Source organism: Neisseria musculi (genome assembly GCF_014297595.2).
Lineage (GTDB): Bacteria > Pseudomonadota > Gammaproteobacteria > Burkholderiales > Neisseriaceae > Neisseria > Neisseria musculi.
This window is the reverse complement of the sequence record NZ_CP060414.2, coordinates 2,178,938-2,197,058: the sequence shown is the minus strand read 5'-3', so window position 1 is coordinate 2,197,058 and position 18,121 is coordinate 2,178,938. Positions and strand designations below refer to the sequence as shown.

Sequence of the window (18,121 nt, the reverse complement as noted above, 5' to 3'; positions counted from 1 at the left end):
AGACAACCGCCCGCAACCAACTGCCTTCAAACGCAGTGTATTGCGGGCGGTTTTTGCAGGCAGATGCCGCTTACCAAATATCGGATTTAATGCGGCGTTTCAGGCCGGGGTGTTCGGAGAGCTTGAATTCAGGTTCTCTGCCCAGTTTCAGCTTGGCCGAATAATCTTTCAACAGCAGGAACACCAGCGGGCTGAGTGCCAGAATCGCAATCAGGTTGATTAATGCCATCGTGCCCATTGTCAGGTCGGCCATATCCCACACCAGCGGCACGCTGTTTACCGCGCCGAAATACACCATGCCCAACACCGCCATACGAAACACCGCCATCAGCAGCCAATGGTTGTTGAGATATTGGATATTCGACTCGGCATAGGCGTAGTTGCCGATAATGGTTGAAAACGCAAACAGAAACAGCACAACCGCCAGAAAATCCGCACCCCATGCGCCAACGTGGTAAACCAGCGCGGCCTGGGTGAGCTGCACGCCGGTGAGCGTGGAGCCGGCGGTATGCACATCGGAGAGCAGCAGGATAAACGCCGTGCACGAACACACGATTAATGTGTCGATAAACACGCCCAGCATCTGAATCATACCCTGCGACACCGGGTGTTTCACATCAGCCGCCGCCGCCGCATTCGGGGCGGAACCCTGGCCGGCCTCGTTGGAATACAGGCCGCGTTTGATGCCGTTCATCATGGCCGCAGAAATCATCGAGCCGAGCAGGCCGCCGCCGGCCGCTTTGAAATCAAACGCGGTGCTGAAAATCAGGCCGAACACGCGCGGCACTTCGCTGATATTCACCGCCATGATATAAAGCGCCATCAACAGATAAAGCACTGCCATAATGGGCACCACTGCCTCGGCAACATGCGCTACGCGGCGGATGCCGCCGAAAATAATCGGCGCGGTCAGAATCACCAGCCCCACACCCACGGCGTGTTTGTTCCAACCCCAGGCCACTTCGGCTGCCGCCACAATAGAATTGGCCTGAACCGCTTCATAAACCAAACCGAAACAGAAAATCAGGCTCAAGGCAAACAAAACGCCCAGCCACTTCTGCCCCATGCCCTGCGAGATGTAATATGCCGGGCCGCCGCGGAAATGGCCGCTTTTATGGTCGCGGATTTTAAACAGCTGCGCCAGCGAAGACTCGGCAAAAGCCGAGCTCATGCCGATCAGCGCGGTTACCCACATCCAAAACACCGCGCCGGGGCCGCCCAGCGAAATCGCAATCGCCACACCGGCAATATTGCCCACCCCCACGCGGCTGGCCAGGCCGGTAACAAAGGCCTGAAACGGCGTGATGCCGTCCGGCGTATCTTTTTTGCGGCCGCCCAGCATTTCCCTGATGCTATGGCCGAACAGCCGAAACTGCACAAAACCCGTAGCCAGCGTGAAAAACAGGCCGGTGCCGACCAACAGAAAAATCAACCCTTCCCACAAAGGGCCGCTGACGGCATTGACCAAATCATGAAACGATTGAATATTCATAAAAGCTCTTCTTTCTTTTGATGTTTTCCCAAACGGCAAGAGGCCGTCTGAAAGCAAGGCGCATTCTAATATAGCCTTTGCGGAAATAGCGAAAATTTTACGCAGGATTTTGATTAATCTTTTGAAAATGAAAGCCCTATATCAACAGCCCGCAGATAAACAGCCCCGGTGCTGCCGGAAAACCGGTTAAAAAATCGAAGATTGAACATAAACATACCGGTTTTCCGCCCGGGCATGGCATATCCCGGCAGAGGCATGGGTTGTGCAGATACTTTCAGGCCGTCTGAAAGCCGTCAATACCGCTATTCCCGCCCAAGCGGGGCTTGGTGATGAAAAAATAGTGAAGCAGGGATGAAACAAATATCCCAATGATAACACCGGGGTTCGCGACTGCGAGGGACGGCGCAGCGGGCTTGCGGAGCCGGTGCGGGCAAATAAAGTTCTTGCGGTGTTTTTGAATGTTGGGGTGTCGGATAAGGCCGGGTTGTTTGATTTTTAATACCCAATACCAAAATACCAAACAGCTTGTGTTTTTTGCTGAAACAAGGGTTTCGCAATTTTGCGTATGCCCAAAAACGATGCGGCCGTGCCGTGGCTTCCGGCATTCTCGGCAACCCTCAAAAATCCAAAGCCATTGTTTCAGCAAAAAACGGAAAGGGTAACAACGCCGGGGTTTGCTGCCTTTCAGGCCGTCTGAAAGCATCAAAGTGCGGAAACTGTTTTCAGACGGCCTCAATCTCAATCACGCCCATTCCGGCAGCCCGTTATCCGGCCGGATTCGGCGTTTTTATAGTTGGCCGACACCCGCATATAATGTTCGGCCGAATACACCAAAAACGCCTTTTCCTCATCGGTGAGCGCGCGCACCTGCTTCACCGGCGAGCCCACATAAAGATAACCGCTCTCGAGCCGTTTGCGCGGCGCAACCAGGCTGCCTGCGCCTATCATCACATCGTCCTCAACCACCGCATCGTCAAGAATAACCGTGCCCATGCCCACCAGCACACGGTTGCCGATGGTGCAGCCGTGCAGCATGCCTTTATGGCCGATGGTAACGTCTTCGCCGACAACCAGCGGCGAGCCTGCGGGCTTGGCCGGCGTTTTGTGCGAAACGTGCAGCATACTCAAATCCTGCACATTGCTGCGCGCGCCGATGGTGATGCGGTTCACATCGCCGCGCAACACCGCAAACGGCCACACCGACACATTTTCGGCCAGCGAAACTTCGCCGATAACGGCAGCGGCCCGGTCGATATAGCAGCTTGGGTCGATTTTCGGATAATGCGCCAAATAAGGGCGGATGTTGGTCATGGTGTTCTCCTCAAGGTGGTGTGTAAAAAAGTGGTGTGCAAAAATTGGGCGGAGTGGTTCAAAATAAAAAAACAAGACGGCCGGCAGTATCAATATCGCCCCTGCCATTTCGGTTACGGCACGGTTTGGTTTTGCCGTACTGCCCATACTGCCTGCGGCCGGCTGCTTTGCGCCGGAAATGAAGCGGGTTTGCCAAAATACGGAAACGGGTTGCCGCCGCTTCGGCGGCAGACAAAACCGCGCTCTTCGGGTTTGAGCGGGGCAGTGCTGTATTTTTTATGGTGAATGGCGGTAAAAGCCGTTCAGACGGCCCAAATGCTTCGGCGTATAATCAAGTGCCCGATGCATTGTAACGCCAAACAGCGTAAAAACCACCGCTGCCCTGCCCGAGATAACGGCATCAGGCCGTCTGAAACCCGCAAGACCGCCGATTTCAAGGAACCAACCCATGTGGCACATCATTGCCATCGGCTATTTATTCGTTACCGTGCTGTTTGCCGCCGCCCAGCCAAGCATTGCACGCGCCCTGATTTACCTGCTGTTTTGGTCGGTGATGCCCTGCCTGTTTGCCTTTTGGGCAGCGAAAACGCGGCGGCGCAACAAATTAATGAAAATGCAGGAAGATAAGGCGGAAGACGGAGCGGACTAACCCAAACAGAAACCGGACGGCAGGCCGTACAAATACAGCGCGGCAGCGCAAACCAGCGCGGTATCGGGTTTCTGTCAATCCTAATCCGCAATCCGGCAAAACCCCTTTTCAGACGGCCGCCAATCTTATATAATCCGCTGGTTTTCATTCATGAAAACTTTTTATCATTTTTATCGATACAACGCCCGCACTTTACGCGAAAGGGTGCCGCCGCCAGGCCGGTTCTATGCGTGAAAGTGTATGCCTTAACCCTTTAAAGGAAAAACATGTCTCAAGTTACCATGCGCCAAATGCTCGAAGCAGGCGTTCACTTCGGCCACCAAACCCGCTACTGGAACCCGAAAATGGAGCAATACATTTTCGGCGCGCGCAACAAAATCCACATCGTCAATTTGGAAAAAACCCTGCCGCTGTTCCAAGAGGCTCAAGAAGCCGTGCGCCGCCTGGTTGCCAACAAAGGCACCGTGCTGTTTGTCGGCACCAAACGCCAAGCCCGCGAAATCGTGCGCGAAGAAGCCACCCGCGCCGATATGCCTTTTGTCGATTACCGCTGGCTGGGCGGCATGCTCACCAACTACAAAACCGTAAAACAGTCCATCAAACGCCTTGAAGAAAAAACCGCAGCTTTGGAAAAAGCCGCCGAAAGCGGTTACAGCAAAAAAGAAATCCTCGAAATGCAGCGCGATGTTGAAAAACTGGAACGCTCTTTGGGCGGCATCAAAAACATGAAGGGCCTGCCCGATGCCATTTTTGTGATCGACACCGGCTACCAGAAAGGCACGCTGGTCGAAGCCGAAAAGCTGGGCATCCCCGTGATTGCCGTGGTGGACACCAACAACAGCCCGGACGGTGTGAAATACGTGATCCCCGGCAACGATGATTCCGCCAAAGCCATCCGCTTATACTGCAGGGGCATTGCCGATGCCGTTTTGGAAGGCAAAAACCAGGCCTTGCAGGAAATGGTCGCTGCCGCCCAAGCTGCAGCCGAATAAGGCTTGTTGAAAAAAGGGGCGGTATGCCCCTTTTTTCAAAACAGGCCGTCTGAAAACACCGCAAACCTTTTCAGACGGCTCTAAATAATTCCCAAGCATCATTCCCAAGCGCGGCCTGAATATTGCCGCGCCCCAAAAATTCTAGGAGATGAAAAATGGCAGAAATTACTGCAAAAATGGTCGCCGACCTGCGCGCCGCCACCGGTTTAGGTATGATGGAATGCAAAAAAGCGCTGGTTGAAGCCGAAGGCAATATGGAAAAAGCCGAAGAAATCCTGCGCATCAAATCCGGCGCCAAAGCCGGCAAACTGGCAGGCCGCACCGCCGCCGAAGGCGTGTTGGCGTTTGCCATCGAAGGCAATACCGGCGCGCTGGTGGAAGTGAACTGCGAAACCGACTTCGTTGCCAAAGATGCCGGCTTCGTGGCTTTCGCCAATTCCGTAGCCCAAACCGCCGCCGCCAAAAAACCGGCCACCCTGGAAGAATTGGGCGCGCTGGTGGAAGAAGAGCGCAAAGCCATCATCGCCAAGCTGGGCGAAAATATGTCGGTGCGCCGTTTTGAAGTAATCGAAACCGCAAACAGCCTCACCGCCTATATCCACGGCGCGCTGGCCACCGAAGGCGTTTTGGTCGAATACAAAGGCGCGGAAGACATCGCCCGCAAAGTGGGCATGCACATCGTGGCTGCCAAACCGCAATGCGTGAGCGAAGCCGAAGTTGATGCCGAAACCGTTGAAAAAGAACGCCATATCTACACCCAACAGGCCATCGAGTCCGGCAAGCCTGCCGATATTGCCGCTAAAATGGTCGAAGGCCGCATCAAAAAATTCCTGGCCGAAATTACGCTCAACGGCCAGGCATTTGTGATGAACCCCGATCAGACCGTTGCCCGGTATCTGAAAGAAAACGGCACGGAAGTTGTGCGTTTCGTGCGTTATAAAGTAGGCGACGGCATTGAGAAAAAAGAAGTCGATTACGCCGCCGAAGTGGCCGCTGCAGCCAAGGTGTAAACCGCAGCACAACAAAAAAGCACTCCGATTCATACAGAATCAGGGTGCTTTTTTTTGAAATCCGTTTTACACAACGCTTTGAAAACCAATAAGAACACACTAAAATTACTTTATTTCGGCAAATGCCGCTGCCGATATGGCGGATTCACTTTGTTTTCAGCGCAGGGAAGTAAGCCGCAGACAGTGTGGAACCGATTTTGGTGCCGCTTTGACGGCTTATCCAATCGTTTTCTTTGACCTGAGACACAGCAATGCCGCAACGGAAACAAAGTGGGTTCGCTATAAACCCAAAGGCCGTCTGAAGCCCGTTCAGACGGCCGTCCACCCAACCCGGAGAAAGCAAGGTATCCCATGACACAGCAAACCAAATACAAACGCGTTTTATTGAAACTTTCCGGCGAAGCCCTGATGGGCAAAGACGCTTTCGGCATCAACCGCGATACCATCATGCAGATTGTCGGCCAAGTGAAAGAAGTGGCCGATATGGGCGTGCAGGTGGCGGTGGTGATCGGCGGCGGCAACATCTTCAGGGGCGTGGCCACCCAGGCGCAGGGCATGGACCGCGCCACCGCCGACTATATGGGCATGATGGCCACTGTGATGAACGCGCTGGCTCTGAAAGACGCTTTCGAATCGCTCGGCCTCAAAGCCCGCGTACAATCCGCCCTCTCCATGCAGCAGATTGCCGAAACCTATGCCCGCCCCAAAGCCATCCAATATCTTGAAGAAGGCAAAGTGGTGATTTTCGCCGCCGGCACCGGCAACCCCTTCTTCACCACCGACACCGCCGCCTCGCTGCGCGGCGCGGAGATGAACTGCGACATTATGCTCAAAGCCACCAATGTCGATGGCGTGTATACCGCCGACCCGAAAAAATACCCTTCCGCCACCCGTTACCAAACCATCACTTTCGATGAAGCCATCAGCAAAAACCTGCGCGTGATGGATGCCACCGCCTTCGCCCTCTGCCGCGAACAGAAACTGAACATCGTTGTGTTCGGCATCGCTAAAGACGGCGCCCTCAAGCGCGTGATAGCCGGTGAAGACGAAGGCACGCTGGTGCATTGCTAAACAGAGAAAAACACTTGCACATCAAAACCGTTGCGCAGCCCCTTATCGGTTTTCAAACATTTTTGCCATACTTGGAACGCGCCCGGGTATGGCAAAACAAGGCTTGATGGGTATGTTGGCCGGTTACGCTGCTTTTGCCGCTCCAATGCCGAAAAGTAGCTCCCGACAACCGCTTTGTGCCACCACCTATGCTCTTATGGCCGTGTTTTGAAAGGTAATCTGCCCGTGTGCATCAATCGAATCCGGCATGACTTGCTGCATTGTCTGATAGCGGATTGGTGCATTCCAACAGGCAGCCCGCAGAAAATATCAGGCAACGCCACAGATTGTCGTTACAGGGCAGGCCGCAGACCGTGCAGGTAGGGCAGAGCCGGTTCTGTTGCCGCTTGGGTGGCTTCCAAACCGTTTTTGGGTTAGGGTACGGCCGCGCCGTAACGGAGCAGGCGGCTTTACTTTTACTATAGTATTGGGCAATGCCCGGAGGAGTATGTGTTTCAATGTTTAAGGCCGTCTGAAAACCGGTGCCGCGCGGTTTCAGACGGCCTTAAATTTTTGCAGAAAGCAGATGTTATTTATCGGCAACCCGCTCGCTGCGGATAAGCGTTTGGCCTTGCCCGTCCAGCATTTCCAGTGTATTGCCGCGCAAACGGTATGTGCGCACCTGCGGCAGCGCGCGGCTTAGGCGTTGCTCGGTTTCCATATCGGGGCAGGCTTTACGGGTGGAAGCAACGGCACTGAATTTCAGGATTTTGTTTTTCACAGTGCTTTGATAGCCGCCGAACAGCCTGTTACAGTTGGTGGCAATGCCGAATTGCAGTTTGTCGTCATTGAATGCAATCACCGTTTGGGGCGCAATTTTGTCTGCTCCTGCTGCTTCGGTTATCTGCCACGAGCCGGACAAGGGCTTGTCCAGCCCGACAGGAAGTATAATCGGCACCACGCAGGCACCAAGCAGCAAAGGGGTGAGTAACACGGCATAGATTTTCATAAAAACTCCTGTTTTAAAATATAAAGTTGCAGTACGGCGGTATGGTTTGCGGCGAACCTGCTTGGTTTCCGCTGTGGTGTTTCTGCGCTTTAACCCAAAGAGAGCGTTTGGCAAACCGCCTGAAAGACAGCCGACAGAATCGGTTTGACTGCACGGCTGCGGCTTGCGGCCCGGCAGCAAAAAAAAGAAGCAGATTCACAATAGCAGGTTGGGATTTTTATAAAATCCGCAAAACATGATAACCCAATAACAACCATGCAGGATATTTTCAGACGGCCTGCACAGATTTGCAAAGATTCGGCGCGGCTTGGCGGGATAAGCCGCCAAAATTGATGCATCTGTGCAAAATCTGCCGGAAATTTCCCACCTGTTACCGGCAGTTGCGCTCCATTGGGCCGCCCGATGGTTAATGCGCTTCCACAAAATCTGCCAACAGTTGTGCAAACCGGTCTGCCTGCGTGAGAAACGGCGCATGGGCGGCTTTTTCGATGATGTGCAGCTCGCTTTGCGGCAGGTGGCGGTGGAGATATTCGCCCATACGGGGCGGGGTGATGGCGTCTTTGGCACCGAAAACCAGCAGGGAGGGGGCGTGGATGTGCGGCAGAAAGGGGCGGGCATCGGCATCGGCAACGGCATCGAGCGCGGCCAGCAGGGCGGTGGGCGCACCATGTTTCACGATGTCGGGCAGCACTTTTTCTAGAATTGGTTGTTGGTCTTTGGCATACACAAACTGCAACTGGAGAAACTGTTTCATATATTTGTGATAATCTTGCTCAAACAAAGCAACCATTTTCGCCAGCGCGGGGCTGCTCAAACCTTCGGGGTAGCCCGGGGCGGCATGAAAGCGGGCGAAACCGGCGGTCAGGCAGAGTGCGCGCACTTTTTCAGGGTGGCGGTGTGCGAGATACAGCGCCACCAATCCGCCGAGCGACCAGCCGGCCAAATAAGCGGGCCCGTTGATTTGCCCGGCGAGGGCATCGGCTGTGCCGGCCACATCGAAACTGCCGTCAAACGGCGCACCGCCGTGGCCGGGCAGGTTGGGGGCATGGATATTCCAGCTTGCCGGCAGGCGCGGGATTAAGTCATCAAAAATATGGCGGTTGGCCGCCCAGCCGTGTATCAGATAAACGTTTTTCGGGGAATGCGTCATGAAAGTACTTTCGTGGTGGCGGAGATGCTTGGGCAACAAAGATTGCTTATTATGCCACGGCGCTGCGGTTTCAGACGGCCTGTGTGCAGGCTGTGCACAAGATTTGTCGGCACTGCGCACCGATGCCGCCGCCGTCTGCCCGCGTTGCGGCCGCAGCAGCACCAACGGCGCAGTGTGCGGCCGCTGCCAACAAACGCCGCTGCCGTTTGAGCGGCTGTGGGCTTCGGTGTATTACGAAGCGCCTGCCAGCAATATGCTGTATGCCTTCAAACACCGTGCCGAAAGGAGTATGTTGCGGCCGCTGTGTTCCATGATGTTGAGCCATCCGCCGCCGTGGTTGGAAAGTGCAGGAGTCGATTGTGTGTTGGCCGTGCCTCTGAGCAAGCAGCGGAGACTGTTTCGTGGTTTCAATCAGAGCGACGGTTTGGCCGGGGCGGTGGGGAAAAGCTACGGTTTGCCCGTGCTGCCGCACACGGCGGTTTTCAGACGGCACCATGCGCCGCAGAGTACGTTGAAACAAAACGAGCGGCGTAAAAACGTAAAAAATGCTTTTGTGTTAAATAATCAATATGTTAAAAATCGTAAGATATTATTGGTTGACGATGTTGCCACAACCGGAGCAACGTTTGAAGAATTGGCGCGAACACTAAAACGGGCGGGCGCTTCAGCGGTTTTCTGCTGGGCGCTCGCGCATACGCAATTGAAAAAATAACGAAATTTCTTTGACGCGCGCCGCCGCTTACGGCATAGTGCGCACGCTGGGGCAAACAATTACCATGTTTACCGTTGTGTTATACCAGCCCGAAATCCCTCCGAACACGGGCAATATTATCCGCCTTTGCGCCAACACCGGTGCCGATCTGCATTTGGTGAAGCCGCTCGGCTTTCCGCTGGATTCGAGCAAAATGAAACGGGCGGGGCTGGATTACCACGAATTTGCCAAACTGGCCGTGCATGAAAATTTTGAAGACTGCCTCAACGCCCTGGCAGGCCGGCGCATATTCGCGCTGACCACCAAAGGCAGCGGTCGTCCGGATAAGGCGGCGTTTCGGGCAGGAGACGTGTTTTTGTTCGGCCCTGAAACCCGCGGGCTGCCTGCGGAGATTTTGCAAGGCCTGCCGGCAGCGCGGAAACTGCGCCTGCCCATGCTGCCGGAGAGCAGAAGCATGAACCTCTCCAACACCGTTGCCGTGATGCTGTTTGAAGCGTGGCGGCAAAACGGTTATACAGGCGGTGTTTGACCATTCCACCAATATTGGATGTATGTTTGAGTTTATATTGATGAAATGGTTCGGCCGTCTGAAAGCATTTTATTCACTCAAGAACGGAAATCTGTTTTGATACCGACCAAACGAAACTTCTTTACCACCGCTTTTGCTGCCCTTGCGCTGGCTGTTGCTGCTGCGCCGGCTCAGGCCGATGCCGTTGTGAAAGCCGAAAAACTCAGCCCTTTTGCCAACCTGAGCTACAAAGTGGCCGGCAAACGCTACACCCCTCTGAAAAAAGTATCATCGTTCAGCCAAATCGGCAGCGCATCTTGGTATGGCAGCCGGTTTCACGGCAAAAAAACTTCCAGCGGCGAGCGTTACAATATGCACGCGATGACCGCCGCCCATAAAACCCTGCCGATTCCCAGCTATGCCCGCGTAACCAATCTTGCCAACGGCAAAAGCGTGGTGGTGCGCATCAACGACCGCGGCCCCTTTCATTCCGGCCGTGTGATGGATGTGTCGAAAGCCGCTGCTGCCAAGCTCGGCTTCATCAATAAAGGTACGGCCAAAGTGCGCGTGGAGCAGATTGTGCCAGGCAGCCAATCCGCTGAAGGCATGGCGCAAAACGAAGCCCGCAATATTTATGTGAACCTGAAAAGTTTCGATACCAAGGCCGAAGCGCAGCAGTATCTGAAACACACCGGCAACCATTTGAAATCGTCCGACATCGGTCAAAAAGTATCTGTGGTGAAAGAAAACGGCAGCTATGTGGTGAGAATGGGCCCGTTTAGGCAGCAGGAACACGCCGACACGGCAAAAGGGCATGTGCTGGCTGCCATTTAAACCGTTGCGCTTGTTCAGACGGCCTGCCGGTGTGCGGGCCGTTTTGTTTTGGGCGGAAAGCGTGGCGAAAGGTTATAATGCAGGCCGTCTGAAAAAATAATGAAAGAGTGCCATGATCAGCAGGCTCAGCGGCAAGCTGCTTGAAAAAAATCCACCGCAAATCGTGATGGATGTAAACGGTGTGGGTTATGAAGTGGAAGTGTCGATGCAGACATTCTATCTGCTGCCGCCGCTTGGCGAAACTGTTCAGCTTTACACGCAACTGGTGGTGCGCGAAGACGCGCATCTGCTGTTCGGCTTCGCCGGCGCGGCCGAGCGCGCCGCGTTCCGACAGTTGGTGAAAGTGGGCGGCATCGGTGCCAAAACCGCACTGGGTATTTTGTCGGCCATGAGTGTTGACGAATTGGCGCAGGCGGTGGCGCAGGAAGATGTCAAACGCCTCTCGTCCGTCCCCGGCATCGGCAAAAAAACCGCCGAGCGCATGGTGTTGGAGCTGCGCGGCAAACTGGTGCCGGAAAATGCCGCTGCCGGCCTGCCGGCTCCCGTTGCCGCAGCCGATGAAACCGATGATATTGTGAGCACGCTGCTGGCGCTGGGCTATAACGAACGCGAAGCCAAAGCGGCGGTGAAAAATATTCCCGCCGGCACCGATGTAGGCGAGGGCGTGCGTTTGGCATTGAAGAATTTGTTGAAATAGTTTGAAAAATTTGGGCATAGTAAATTTCTTTCATTTGATGGTGTTTTTTGAAATTCTTGAAAAACTTTTCTTTATTTATTTAAAGTTAACAAAGAGCTTGCTGTGTCGTTTATTGTTATGCTAAATATTTTTGTAAATACAGTAAATTATATTTATTTTAATAAGGATATGCCGGTTAACCCGTTTTTCATTCATGAGCTTTACCGCAAACATTTATGTTGTTTGAGTTGATGTTTTTAAGCGTCTTGTAGCAATAACATTGACCGGTTTTTATCATCTGGGGTAATGTGAAAAACACAAGCGATGCTTGTGTTTTATTTTTATTAAAAACATATTTAAGGAGTCTTTTATGAGAACATTGAATGATGAAAAAAGTTTCCGGTGCTGGAACAATTGCAGATTTAGGAGGTATTTTAGGATCTAGATTTGGTGTTCCTGGTGCATTGGGTGGATATTTGTTCGACCGTCATATTGAAAATCAGGTTAATATGACACGGCAAGAATTAAACGATAGAGTAAATGATATCCAGAATCGAGTGAGAAATGGAGAGTATGTGGCTGATTAAGCTATAGTATGGAGCTGTTTCATATCATGAAGCAGCTCCGTTTTTAGGATGGGATTTAAGATAAGGAGGCAGCGTGGAAGAAAAAAAGATAAGGCGCGGTTTGGATTCTATTATTATTTACGCCATTCTTATAATAAGCTTTTCATATATAATAAAATATTACAGTATTAAAGAACCATGTTTTACCATAATAATGGTGTCAGGGTTGCTGGTTGCAGAATTGATTTATGTAGTATATAGAAAAATTAGGATGGATAGTAATAAAAAATAAAATTTAATGTTGGTTGTTTTGAATATTGGCGCTGTATATATTTTTATACAGCGCCAATATCATATCCACTCTATCATGCCAATTAATACAGTATAATTGTCCGATATACGAAAAATATTATGCAATTTATATTTTCTTAAAATAATTTAAACTATGGTTAACAAAATTTTCAATTGGTTTGAATCGCGCATCGAGCCGTATCCCGATGATGCCCCGAAAACGCCCGATAAAGGGCTGTTGCGCTTTATTTGGAGCAATCTCAGCGGTATGCGCGGTTGGATTGCGGCGCTGGCCGTGTCCACCGCCGGCATCGGCATCATGGAAGCAATGGTGTTTCAGTTTATGGGCAAAATCATCGATTGGCTGGGCAGATATTCCCATGAAACGCTGCTGGCCGAAAAGGGTTGGGCGCTTGCGGCCATGCTGGCGATGATGCTGTTTGCGGTGTTTTGGCAGTTTGCCGCTTCAAATTTGCGCCTGCAAACCCTGCAGGGCGTGTTCCCCATGCGTTTGCGCTGGAATTTCCACCGCTTGATGCTCGGGCAGAGCTTGGGTTTTTATCAGGATGAATTCGCCGGGCGCGTGTCGGCCAAAGTGATGCAGACCGCGCTGGCGGTGCGCGATGTGGTGATGACTCTCGCCGATATGGCGGTGTATGTGGTGGTGTATTTCATCACTTCGGGTGTGATTTTGGTTTCGCTGGATTCTTGGCTGCTGCTGCCTTTCGCAGGGTGGATGATCGGATTCGGCACGGTGATGGCGCTGCTGATTCCCAAGCTGGGCAAAACTGCCCAGCACCAGGCCGATGCCCGCAGCCTTATGACGGGGCGCATCACCGATGCCTATTCCAACATCACCACGGTGAAACTGTTTTCGCACGGCGCGCGCGAAGCCCGCTATGCCAAGCAGTCGATGCAGGAGTTTATGGTAACGGTACACGCACAAATGCGGCTTGCCACCCTGCTCCACACGGGCAGTTTTCTGGTAAACACTTCGCTCACCGTTTCCACCGCCGCTTTGGGCATCTGGTTGTGGCACAACGGCCAGGTGGGCGTGGGCGCCGTGGCCACCGCCACCGCTATGGCATTGCGCGTAAACGGCTTGTCCCAATATATTATGTGGGAATCGGCGCGCTTGTTTGAAAATATCGGCACGGTAAATGACGGCATGGCCACATTGTCGAAGCCGCACACCATTACCGATAAACAGCATGCCCTGCCGTTAAAGGTTTCGGAAGGCGCAATACGTTTTGAATACATTGACTTTTCCTACGAAACCGGCAAACCGCTGCTCAATGGTTTTAATCTGTATATCAAACCCGGTGAAAAAGTCGGTTTGATAGGGCGCAGTGGCGCAGGTAAATCCACTATCGTTAATTTGCTGCTGCGTTTTTACGAACCACAAAGCGGCAGTATTTTCATTGACGGCCAAAATATCAACGATGTGTCCCAAGAAAGCCTGCGCGCCCAAATCGGGTTGGTTACGCAGGATACCGGCCTGCTGCACCGCTCGGTGCGTGACAACATTGTTTACGGCCGTCCCGACGCCACCGAAGAAGACATGACGAATGCCGCCGAACACGCCGAAGCCGCAGGGTTTATTCCCGATTTATATGATGCCAAAGGTCGCCGCGGCTACGATGCCCATGTGGGCGAGCGCGGTGTGAAACTTTCAGGCGGCCAGCGCCAGCGCATCGCCATTGCCCGCGTGATGTTGAAAGATGCCCCGATTCTGCTGCTTGACGAGGCCACCAGTGCGCTGGATTCGGAAGTGGAAGCCGCGATTCAGGAAAGCCTCGACAAAATGATGGAAAACAAAACCGTCATCGCCATTGCCCACCGTCTTTCCACTATCGCGGCAATGGATAGGCTGATTGTGCTCGATAAAGGCCGCATTGTTGAAGAGGGCAGCCATGCCGAATTGTTGGAGAAAAACGGTTTGTATGCCAAGCTGTGGACGCATCAGAGCGGTGGCTTTTTAAACAGCGAAGCCTGACGGCTTAGCACGAATCAGCCGTCTGAAAAACTGGGGCGGCAGAAAATGTAGTCTAATGTAATATTTGAATATAAGGAATAAATTGCCGCGTAGAAAATTTATTAATTATCTATATTAATAAAACAGTATTTTCGTAAGAATATAAATTAATGAGAATCGTTATCTAAAAATGATTGAAATTATTGGTTTTTTCTAGCATTTTTTTAGCAGGCTAACTTTAAAACGTGTCTTAAATTGGATACAATTATCAGATATTTAGCGGTATTTTATGTTAACGAAACCAGGCGTAGCTCATGTTGGCAAACTACTTCCCCGTATTGGTGTTCATTCTTGTCGGCCTGATAGCAGGCATCGTATTCTTGGCGTTGGGCAACCTGCTCGGCCCCAAGCGCCACTATGCCGAGAAAGACGCGCCGTTTGAGTGCGGCTTCGAAGCCTTTGAAAACGCACGCATGAAGTTCGATGTGCGTTATTATCTAGTGGCGATTCTGTTTATTCTGTTTGATTTGGAAGTGGCGTTTATGATCCCGTGGGCGGTGGTGTTCAAAGACCTGACCGCTGCGCACGGGCAATATGCTTTCTGGTCGATGTTCGTGTTTATCGTGGTACTCACGGTAGGCTTTATCTACGAATGGAAAAAAGGTGCGCTGGAATGGGAATAGATGGCGTTTTGAAAAAAGGTTTCGTAACCACCAGTGCAGACACTGTACTCAACTATATGCGTACCGGCTCATTGTGGCCGGTAACGTTCGGTTTGGCATGTTGTGCGGTTGAAATGATGCAGGCCGGTGCGGCACGTTATGACTTGGACCGCTTCGGTATCATTTTCCGCCCGTCGCCGCGCCAGTCGGATTTAATGATTGTAGCCGGCACTTTATGCAACAAAATGGCGCCCGCGCTGCGCCGCGTATATGACCAAATGGCAGAGCCCCGCTGGGTGCTTTCTATGGGTTCGTGCGCCAACGGCGGCGGCTATTACCATTATTCTTATTCGGTGGTGCGCGGTTGCGACCGAATTGTGCCGGTGGATGTTTATGTTCCCGGCTGTCCGCCCACCGCTGAAGCGCTGATTTACGGTTTGATTCAGCTTCAACAGAAAATCAAACGTACTTCAACGATTGCGCGGGATTAGGAGGGCGTGATGGCTGATGTGAAAACCCTGCATGAAACCGTTGCCCGCGTGTTGGGCGGCAAAGTAAGCAAAATCATTGAGGCATTGGGCGAAATCACCGTTGAATGCCCGTCTGAAAACTATTTGGAAATCATGGCGGCTCTGCGCGATCATGCCAATCTGCATTTCGAATCGCTGGTGGATTTGTGCGGCGTGGATTACAGCACCTATAAAAACGAACCGTGGCACGGCAAACGCTTCGCCGTGGTGAGCCAGCTGGTTTCCGTGAAAAACAACCAGCGTATCCGTGTGCGCGTGTGGTGTCAGGACGATAACTTTCCCGTGGTGGATTCCGTAACCGAAATCTACAATAGCGCCGATTGGTATGAGCGCGAAGCCTTCGATCTTTACGGCATTCTGTTCAACAACCATCCCGACCTGCGCCGCATTCTCACCGATTACGGTTTTGTCGGCCACCCTTTCCGCAAAGACTTCCCGATTTCCGGCTATGTCGAAATGCGTTACGATGAAGCCGAAAAACGCGTGATTTACCAACCTGTAACCATCGAGCCGCGCGAAATTACCCCGCGCATCGTCCGCGAGGAGTACTACGGTGGCTAATAAACTAAGAAACTACACCATCAACTTCGGTCCGCAGCACCCTGCCGCCCACGGTGTATTGCGCATGATTTTGGAATTGGATGGTGAAACCATCGTCCGCGCCGACCCCCACATCGGCCTACTGCACCGCGGCACTGAAAAGCTGGCCGAAACCCGCACCTATCTGCAAGCGCTGCCTTATATGGATCGCTTGGACTATGTCTCCATGATGGTGAACGAGCAGGCCTATTGCCTGGCAGTGGAAAAACTTACCGGCATCGAAGTGCCCATCCGCGCCCAATACATCCGTGTGATGTTTGCCGAAGTTACCCGCATCCTGAATCACCTGATGGGCATCGGTTCGCACGCGCTCGATATCGGCGCGATGACCGTGTTCCTGTATGCCTTCCGCGAGCGCGAAGAGCTGATGGATTTATACGAGGCCGTATCCGGCGCACGTATGCACGCGGCCTATTTCCGCCCCGGCGGCGTGTACCGTGATTTGCCCGACTTTATGCCCAAATACGAATCGAGCAAATTCCGCAATGCCAAAGTATTGAAAAAACTGAATGAATCGCGTGAAGGCTCCATGCTCGACTTTATCGAAGCCTTTACCGAGCGTTTTCCCGGCTGCGTGGACGAATACGAAAGCCTGCTCACCGACAACCGCATCTGGAAACAGCGTACTGTCGGCATCGGTGTGGTTTCTCCTGAGCGTGCCCTGCAAAAAGGCTTTACCGGTGTGATGCTGCGCGGTTCCGGCGTGGAGTGGGACATCCGCAAAAAAGCCCCGTATGATGCTTATGCCGAAGTAGATTTCGATATCCCGGTCGGCGTGAACGGCGACTGTTACGACCGCTATTTATGCCGAATCAACGAGATGCGCGAATCCAACCGCATCATCAAACAGTGCGTGCAATGGCTCAAAGCCAATCCCGGTCCGGTGATTGTCGATAACCACAAAATCGCCCCGCCCAAGCGCACCGAAATGAAAATGGGCATGGAAGACCTTATCCACCACTTCAAACTGTTTACCGAAGGTATGCATGTGCCCGAAGGCGAAACCTACACCGCAGTAGAACACCCCAAAGGCGAGTTCGGCATCTATATGATTTCAGACGGCGCCAACAAACCCTACCGTCTGAAAATCCGTGCTCCCGGCTTTGCCCACCTGCAAGGCATGGATGAAATGGCGCGCGGCCATATGCTCGCCGATGTGGTGGCCATTATCGGAACGCAGGATATTGTATTCGGTGAAGTAGATAGATAAATAAAGGTGGTGCAGCATGAACAACAAAATCCTTTTGGTTATGTGCGCGGCCGCAGCAGTCGGTTTGGCCGCCTGCGGGGCTGTTCAAACCACGCCTTCTTGGGGCGGGCATTGCCCGAAACCCGCAACAGACGGTAACGGTATGCTGGAAATTAAAAACGGCCAAACACTAAAATGCCAAATCCGTGTGTTTACCTCAAATATGGGATGCACCGAAAAAATCACCAATCCTTCCGGGGATGACGGATATGTCTGCACGGGCGGCAATAAAGGGGCAGTATTCTTTTTTGACAACAACGGCGTACTCAAAAGCCATGAATTTATAGAGCGTTAAAAACAGCGTTTCGCGGCTTGGATCGGAAAATAAACAGAATGAAGCCGCCATGCGCAAAACCAACATCAATCAGGTACGAACCATGCTATCCGCAGAATCTTTGAAACTAATTGATAACGAGTTGGCCAAATACCCCGCCGACCAGCGCCGCTCAGCCATTATGGGCGCATTGCGCATCGCCCAAACCGAAAAAGGCTGGCTCAGCGCCGAAACCATCGAATATGTGGCCGGTTATATCGGCATCGCCCCCGCCGCAGCCTATGAAGTTGCCACTTTCTACAATATGTACGACTTGCGCCCGGTGGGCAAATACAAACTCACCGTCTGCACCAACCTGCCGTGCGCCCTGCGCGGCGGCGTGAATGCGGCAGATTATCTGAAACAAAAACTCGGCATCGGCTTCGGTGAAACCACTTCAGACGGTCTCTACACACTGGTGGAAGGCGAATGTATGGGCGCTTGCGGCGATGCTCCGGTGATGCTGGTGAACAACCACAAAATGTGCAGCTTTATGACCGAAGAGGCAATTGACGCGAAATTGGCAGAGTTGGGGTAAAGGC

The 18,121-nt window shown here is 52.6% G+C and carries 21 protein-coding genes; 16 read left to right on the top strand and 5 right to left on the bottom strand.

From position 1 onward, the window contains the following. Positions 1-70: 70 nt before the first annotated feature. The 3 genes from H7A79_RS11385 to H7A79_RS11375 all read right to left on the bottom strand — a co-directional run bounded on the left by H7A79_RS11385 (position 71) and on the right by H7A79_RS11375 (position 3,253). Entirely contained in the window at positions 71-1,492 is a 1,422-nt protein-coding gene (locus H7A79_RS11385) for an alanine/glycine:cation symporter family protein (RefSeq protein WP_135034017.1), read from the bottom strand. Between the two features lie 738 nt (positions 1,493-2,230). Then, positions 2,231-2,803 (bottom strand): gamma carbonic anhydrase family protein, encoded by a 573-nt coding sequence (locus H7A79_RS11380; protein ID WP_187000305.1) that lies wholly within the window; start codon positions 2,801-2,803, stop codon positions 2,231-2,233. Between the two features lie 276 nt (positions 2,804-3,079). Beyond that, entirely contained in the window at positions 3,080-3,253 is a 174-nt protein-coding gene (locus tag H7A79_RS11375) for a hypothetical protein (RefSeq protein ID WP_187000304.1), read from the bottom strand. Here H7A79_RS11375 and H7A79_RS11370 point away from each other — a divergent pair. From H7A79_RS11370 to pyrH, 4 genes are all read left to right on the top strand, one after another. Beyond that, positions 3,252-3,452: a hypothetical protein gene (locus tag H7A79_RS11370; RefSeq protein WP_187000303.1), complete on the top strand. Its 201-nt coding sequence runs from the start codon at positions 3,252-3,254 to the stop codon at positions 3,450-3,452. The genes H7A79_RS11375 and H7A79_RS11370 overlap by 2 nt on opposite strands. 266 nt (positions 3,453-3,718) lie before the next feature. Then, on the top strand, positions 3,719-4,444 hold the full coding sequence (rpsB, locus tag H7A79_RS11365) for a 30S ribosomal protein S2 (protein WP_135034014.1): 726 nt from the start codon (positions 3,719-3,721) through the stop codon (positions 4,442-4,444). Positions 4,445-4,599: 155 nt separating this feature from the next. Next, on the top strand, positions 4,600-5,454 hold the full coding sequence (gene tsf / locus H7A79_RS11360; RefSeq protein WP_135034013.1) for a translation elongation factor Ts: 855 nt from the start codon (positions 4,600-4,602) through the stop codon (positions 5,452-5,454). Between the two features lie 351 nt (positions 5,455-5,805). Further along, entirely contained in the window at positions 5,806-6,525 is a 720-nt protein-coding gene (gene pyrH, locus H7A79_RS11355) for a UMP kinase (RefSeq protein WP_187000302.1), read from the top strand. Positions 6,526-7,093: 568 nt separating this feature from the next. Here the strand turns inward: pyrH and H7A79_RS11350 are convergent. After that, on the bottom strand, positions 7,094-7,513 hold the full coding sequence (locus H7A79_RS11350; RefSeq protein WP_187000301.1) for an META domain-containing protein: 420 nt from the start codon (positions 7,511-7,513) through the stop codon (positions 7,094-7,096). 406 nt (positions 7,514-7,919) lie between these two features. Then, positions 7,920-8,663, bottom strand: coding sequence for a pimeloyl-ACP methyl ester esterase BioH (bioH, locus tag H7A79_RS11345; RefSeq protein ID WP_135034010.1), 744 nt, complete (start codon positions 8,661-8,663; stop codon positions 7,920-7,922). Here bioH and H7A79_RS11340 point away from each other — a divergent pair. The 12 genes from H7A79_RS11340 (at position 8,662) to nuoE (ending at position 18,117) form a co-directional block, all read left to right on the top strand. Next, positions 8,662-9,375 carry a ComFC family protein gene (locus tag H7A79_RS11340; RefSeq protein WP_246407908.1) on the top strand — a complete coding sequence of 238 codons (714 nt, stop codon included), beginning with the start codon at positions 8,662-8,664 and terminating at the stop codon, positions 9,373-9,375. The genes bioH and H7A79_RS11340 overlap by 2 nt on opposite strands. A 64-nt stretch (positions 9,376-9,439) precedes the next feature. Beyond that, positions 9,440-9,904 (top strand): tRNA (uridine(34)/cytosine(34)/5-carboxymethylaminomethyluridine(34)-2'-O)-methyltransferase TrmL, encoded by a 465-nt coding sequence (trmL, locus tag H7A79_RS11335; protein ID WP_187001706.1) that lies wholly within the window; start codon positions 9,440-9,442, stop codon positions 9,902-9,904. A 96-nt stretch (positions 9,905-10,000) separates the two neighbouring features. Continuing rightward, the gene (locus H7A79_RS11330; protein WP_377057924.1) at positions 10,001-10,717 is read left to right on the top strand and encodes a septal ring lytic transglycosylase RlpA family protein; all 717 of its coding nucleotides are present in this window, start codon (positions 10,001-10,003) and stop codon (positions 10,715-10,717) included. A 112-nt stretch (positions 10,718-10,829) separates the two neighbouring features. After that, positions 10,830-11,414 (top strand): Holliday junction branch migration protein RuvA, encoded by a 585-nt coding sequence (gene ruvA, locus H7A79_RS11325; RefSeq protein WP_135034007.1) that lies wholly within the window; start codon positions 10,830-10,832, stop codon positions 11,412-11,414. A gap of 362 nt (positions 11,415-11,776) precedes the next feature. Beyond that, on the top strand, positions 11,777-11,980 hold the full coding sequence (locus H7A79_RS11320; RefSeq protein WP_187000297.1) for a hypothetical protein: 204 nt from the start codon (positions 11,777-11,779) through the stop codon (positions 11,978-11,980). 424 nt (positions 11,981-12,404) lie between these two features. Beyond that, positions 12,405-14,246 carry an ABC transporter ATP-binding protein gene (locus tag H7A79_RS11315; RefSeq protein ID WP_187000296.1) on the top strand — a complete coding sequence of 614 codons (1,842 nt, stop codon included), beginning with the start codon at positions 12,405-12,407 and terminating at the stop codon, positions 14,244-14,246. A 293-nt stretch (positions 14,247-14,539) separates the two neighbouring features. Continuing rightward, positions 14,540-14,908, top strand: coding sequence for an NADH-quinone oxidoreductase subunit A (ndhC, locus tag H7A79_RS11310; RefSeq protein WP_085365815.1), 369 nt, complete (start codon positions 14,540-14,542; stop codon positions 14,906-14,908). Further along, positions 14,899-15,378 (top strand): NuoB/complex I 20 kDa subunit family protein, encoded by a 480-nt coding sequence (locus H7A79_RS11305; RefSeq protein ID WP_085365816.1) that lies wholly within the window; start codon positions 14,899-14,901, stop codon positions 15,376-15,378. Before ndhC ends, H7A79_RS11305 begins: the two co-directional genes overlap by 10 nt. 9 nt (positions 15,379-15,387) lie before the next feature. Further along, positions 15,388-15,978, top strand: a complete 591-nt coding sequence (locus tag H7A79_RS11300) for an NADH-quinone oxidoreductase subunit C (RefSeq protein WP_187000295.1) — start codon at positions 15,388-15,390, stop codon at positions 15,976-15,978. Next, positions 15,971-17,227 (top strand): NADH dehydrogenase (quinone) subunit D, encoded by a 1,257-nt coding sequence (nuoD, locus tag H7A79_RS11295; RefSeq protein WP_135034003.1) that lies wholly within the window; start codon positions 15,971-15,973, stop codon positions 17,225-17,227. The genes H7A79_RS11300 and nuoD overlap by 8 nt, the downstream gene beginning before the upstream one ends. Positions 17,228-17,243: 16 nt before the next feature. Then, a complete protein-coding gene (locus H7A79_RS11290) occupies positions 17,244-17,561 on the top strand; it encodes a hypothetical protein (protein ID WP_187000294.1) in 318 nt (105 codons plus the stop codon). An 82-nt stretch (positions 17,562-17,643) separates the two neighbouring features. After that, positions 17,644-18,117, top strand: a complete 474-nt coding sequence (nuoE, locus tag H7A79_RS11285) for an NADH-quinone oxidoreductase subunit NuoE (protein ID WP_187000293.1) — start codon at positions 17,644-17,646, stop codon at positions 18,115-18,117. The last annotated feature ends 4 nt before the right edge of the window (positions 18,118-18,121 follow it).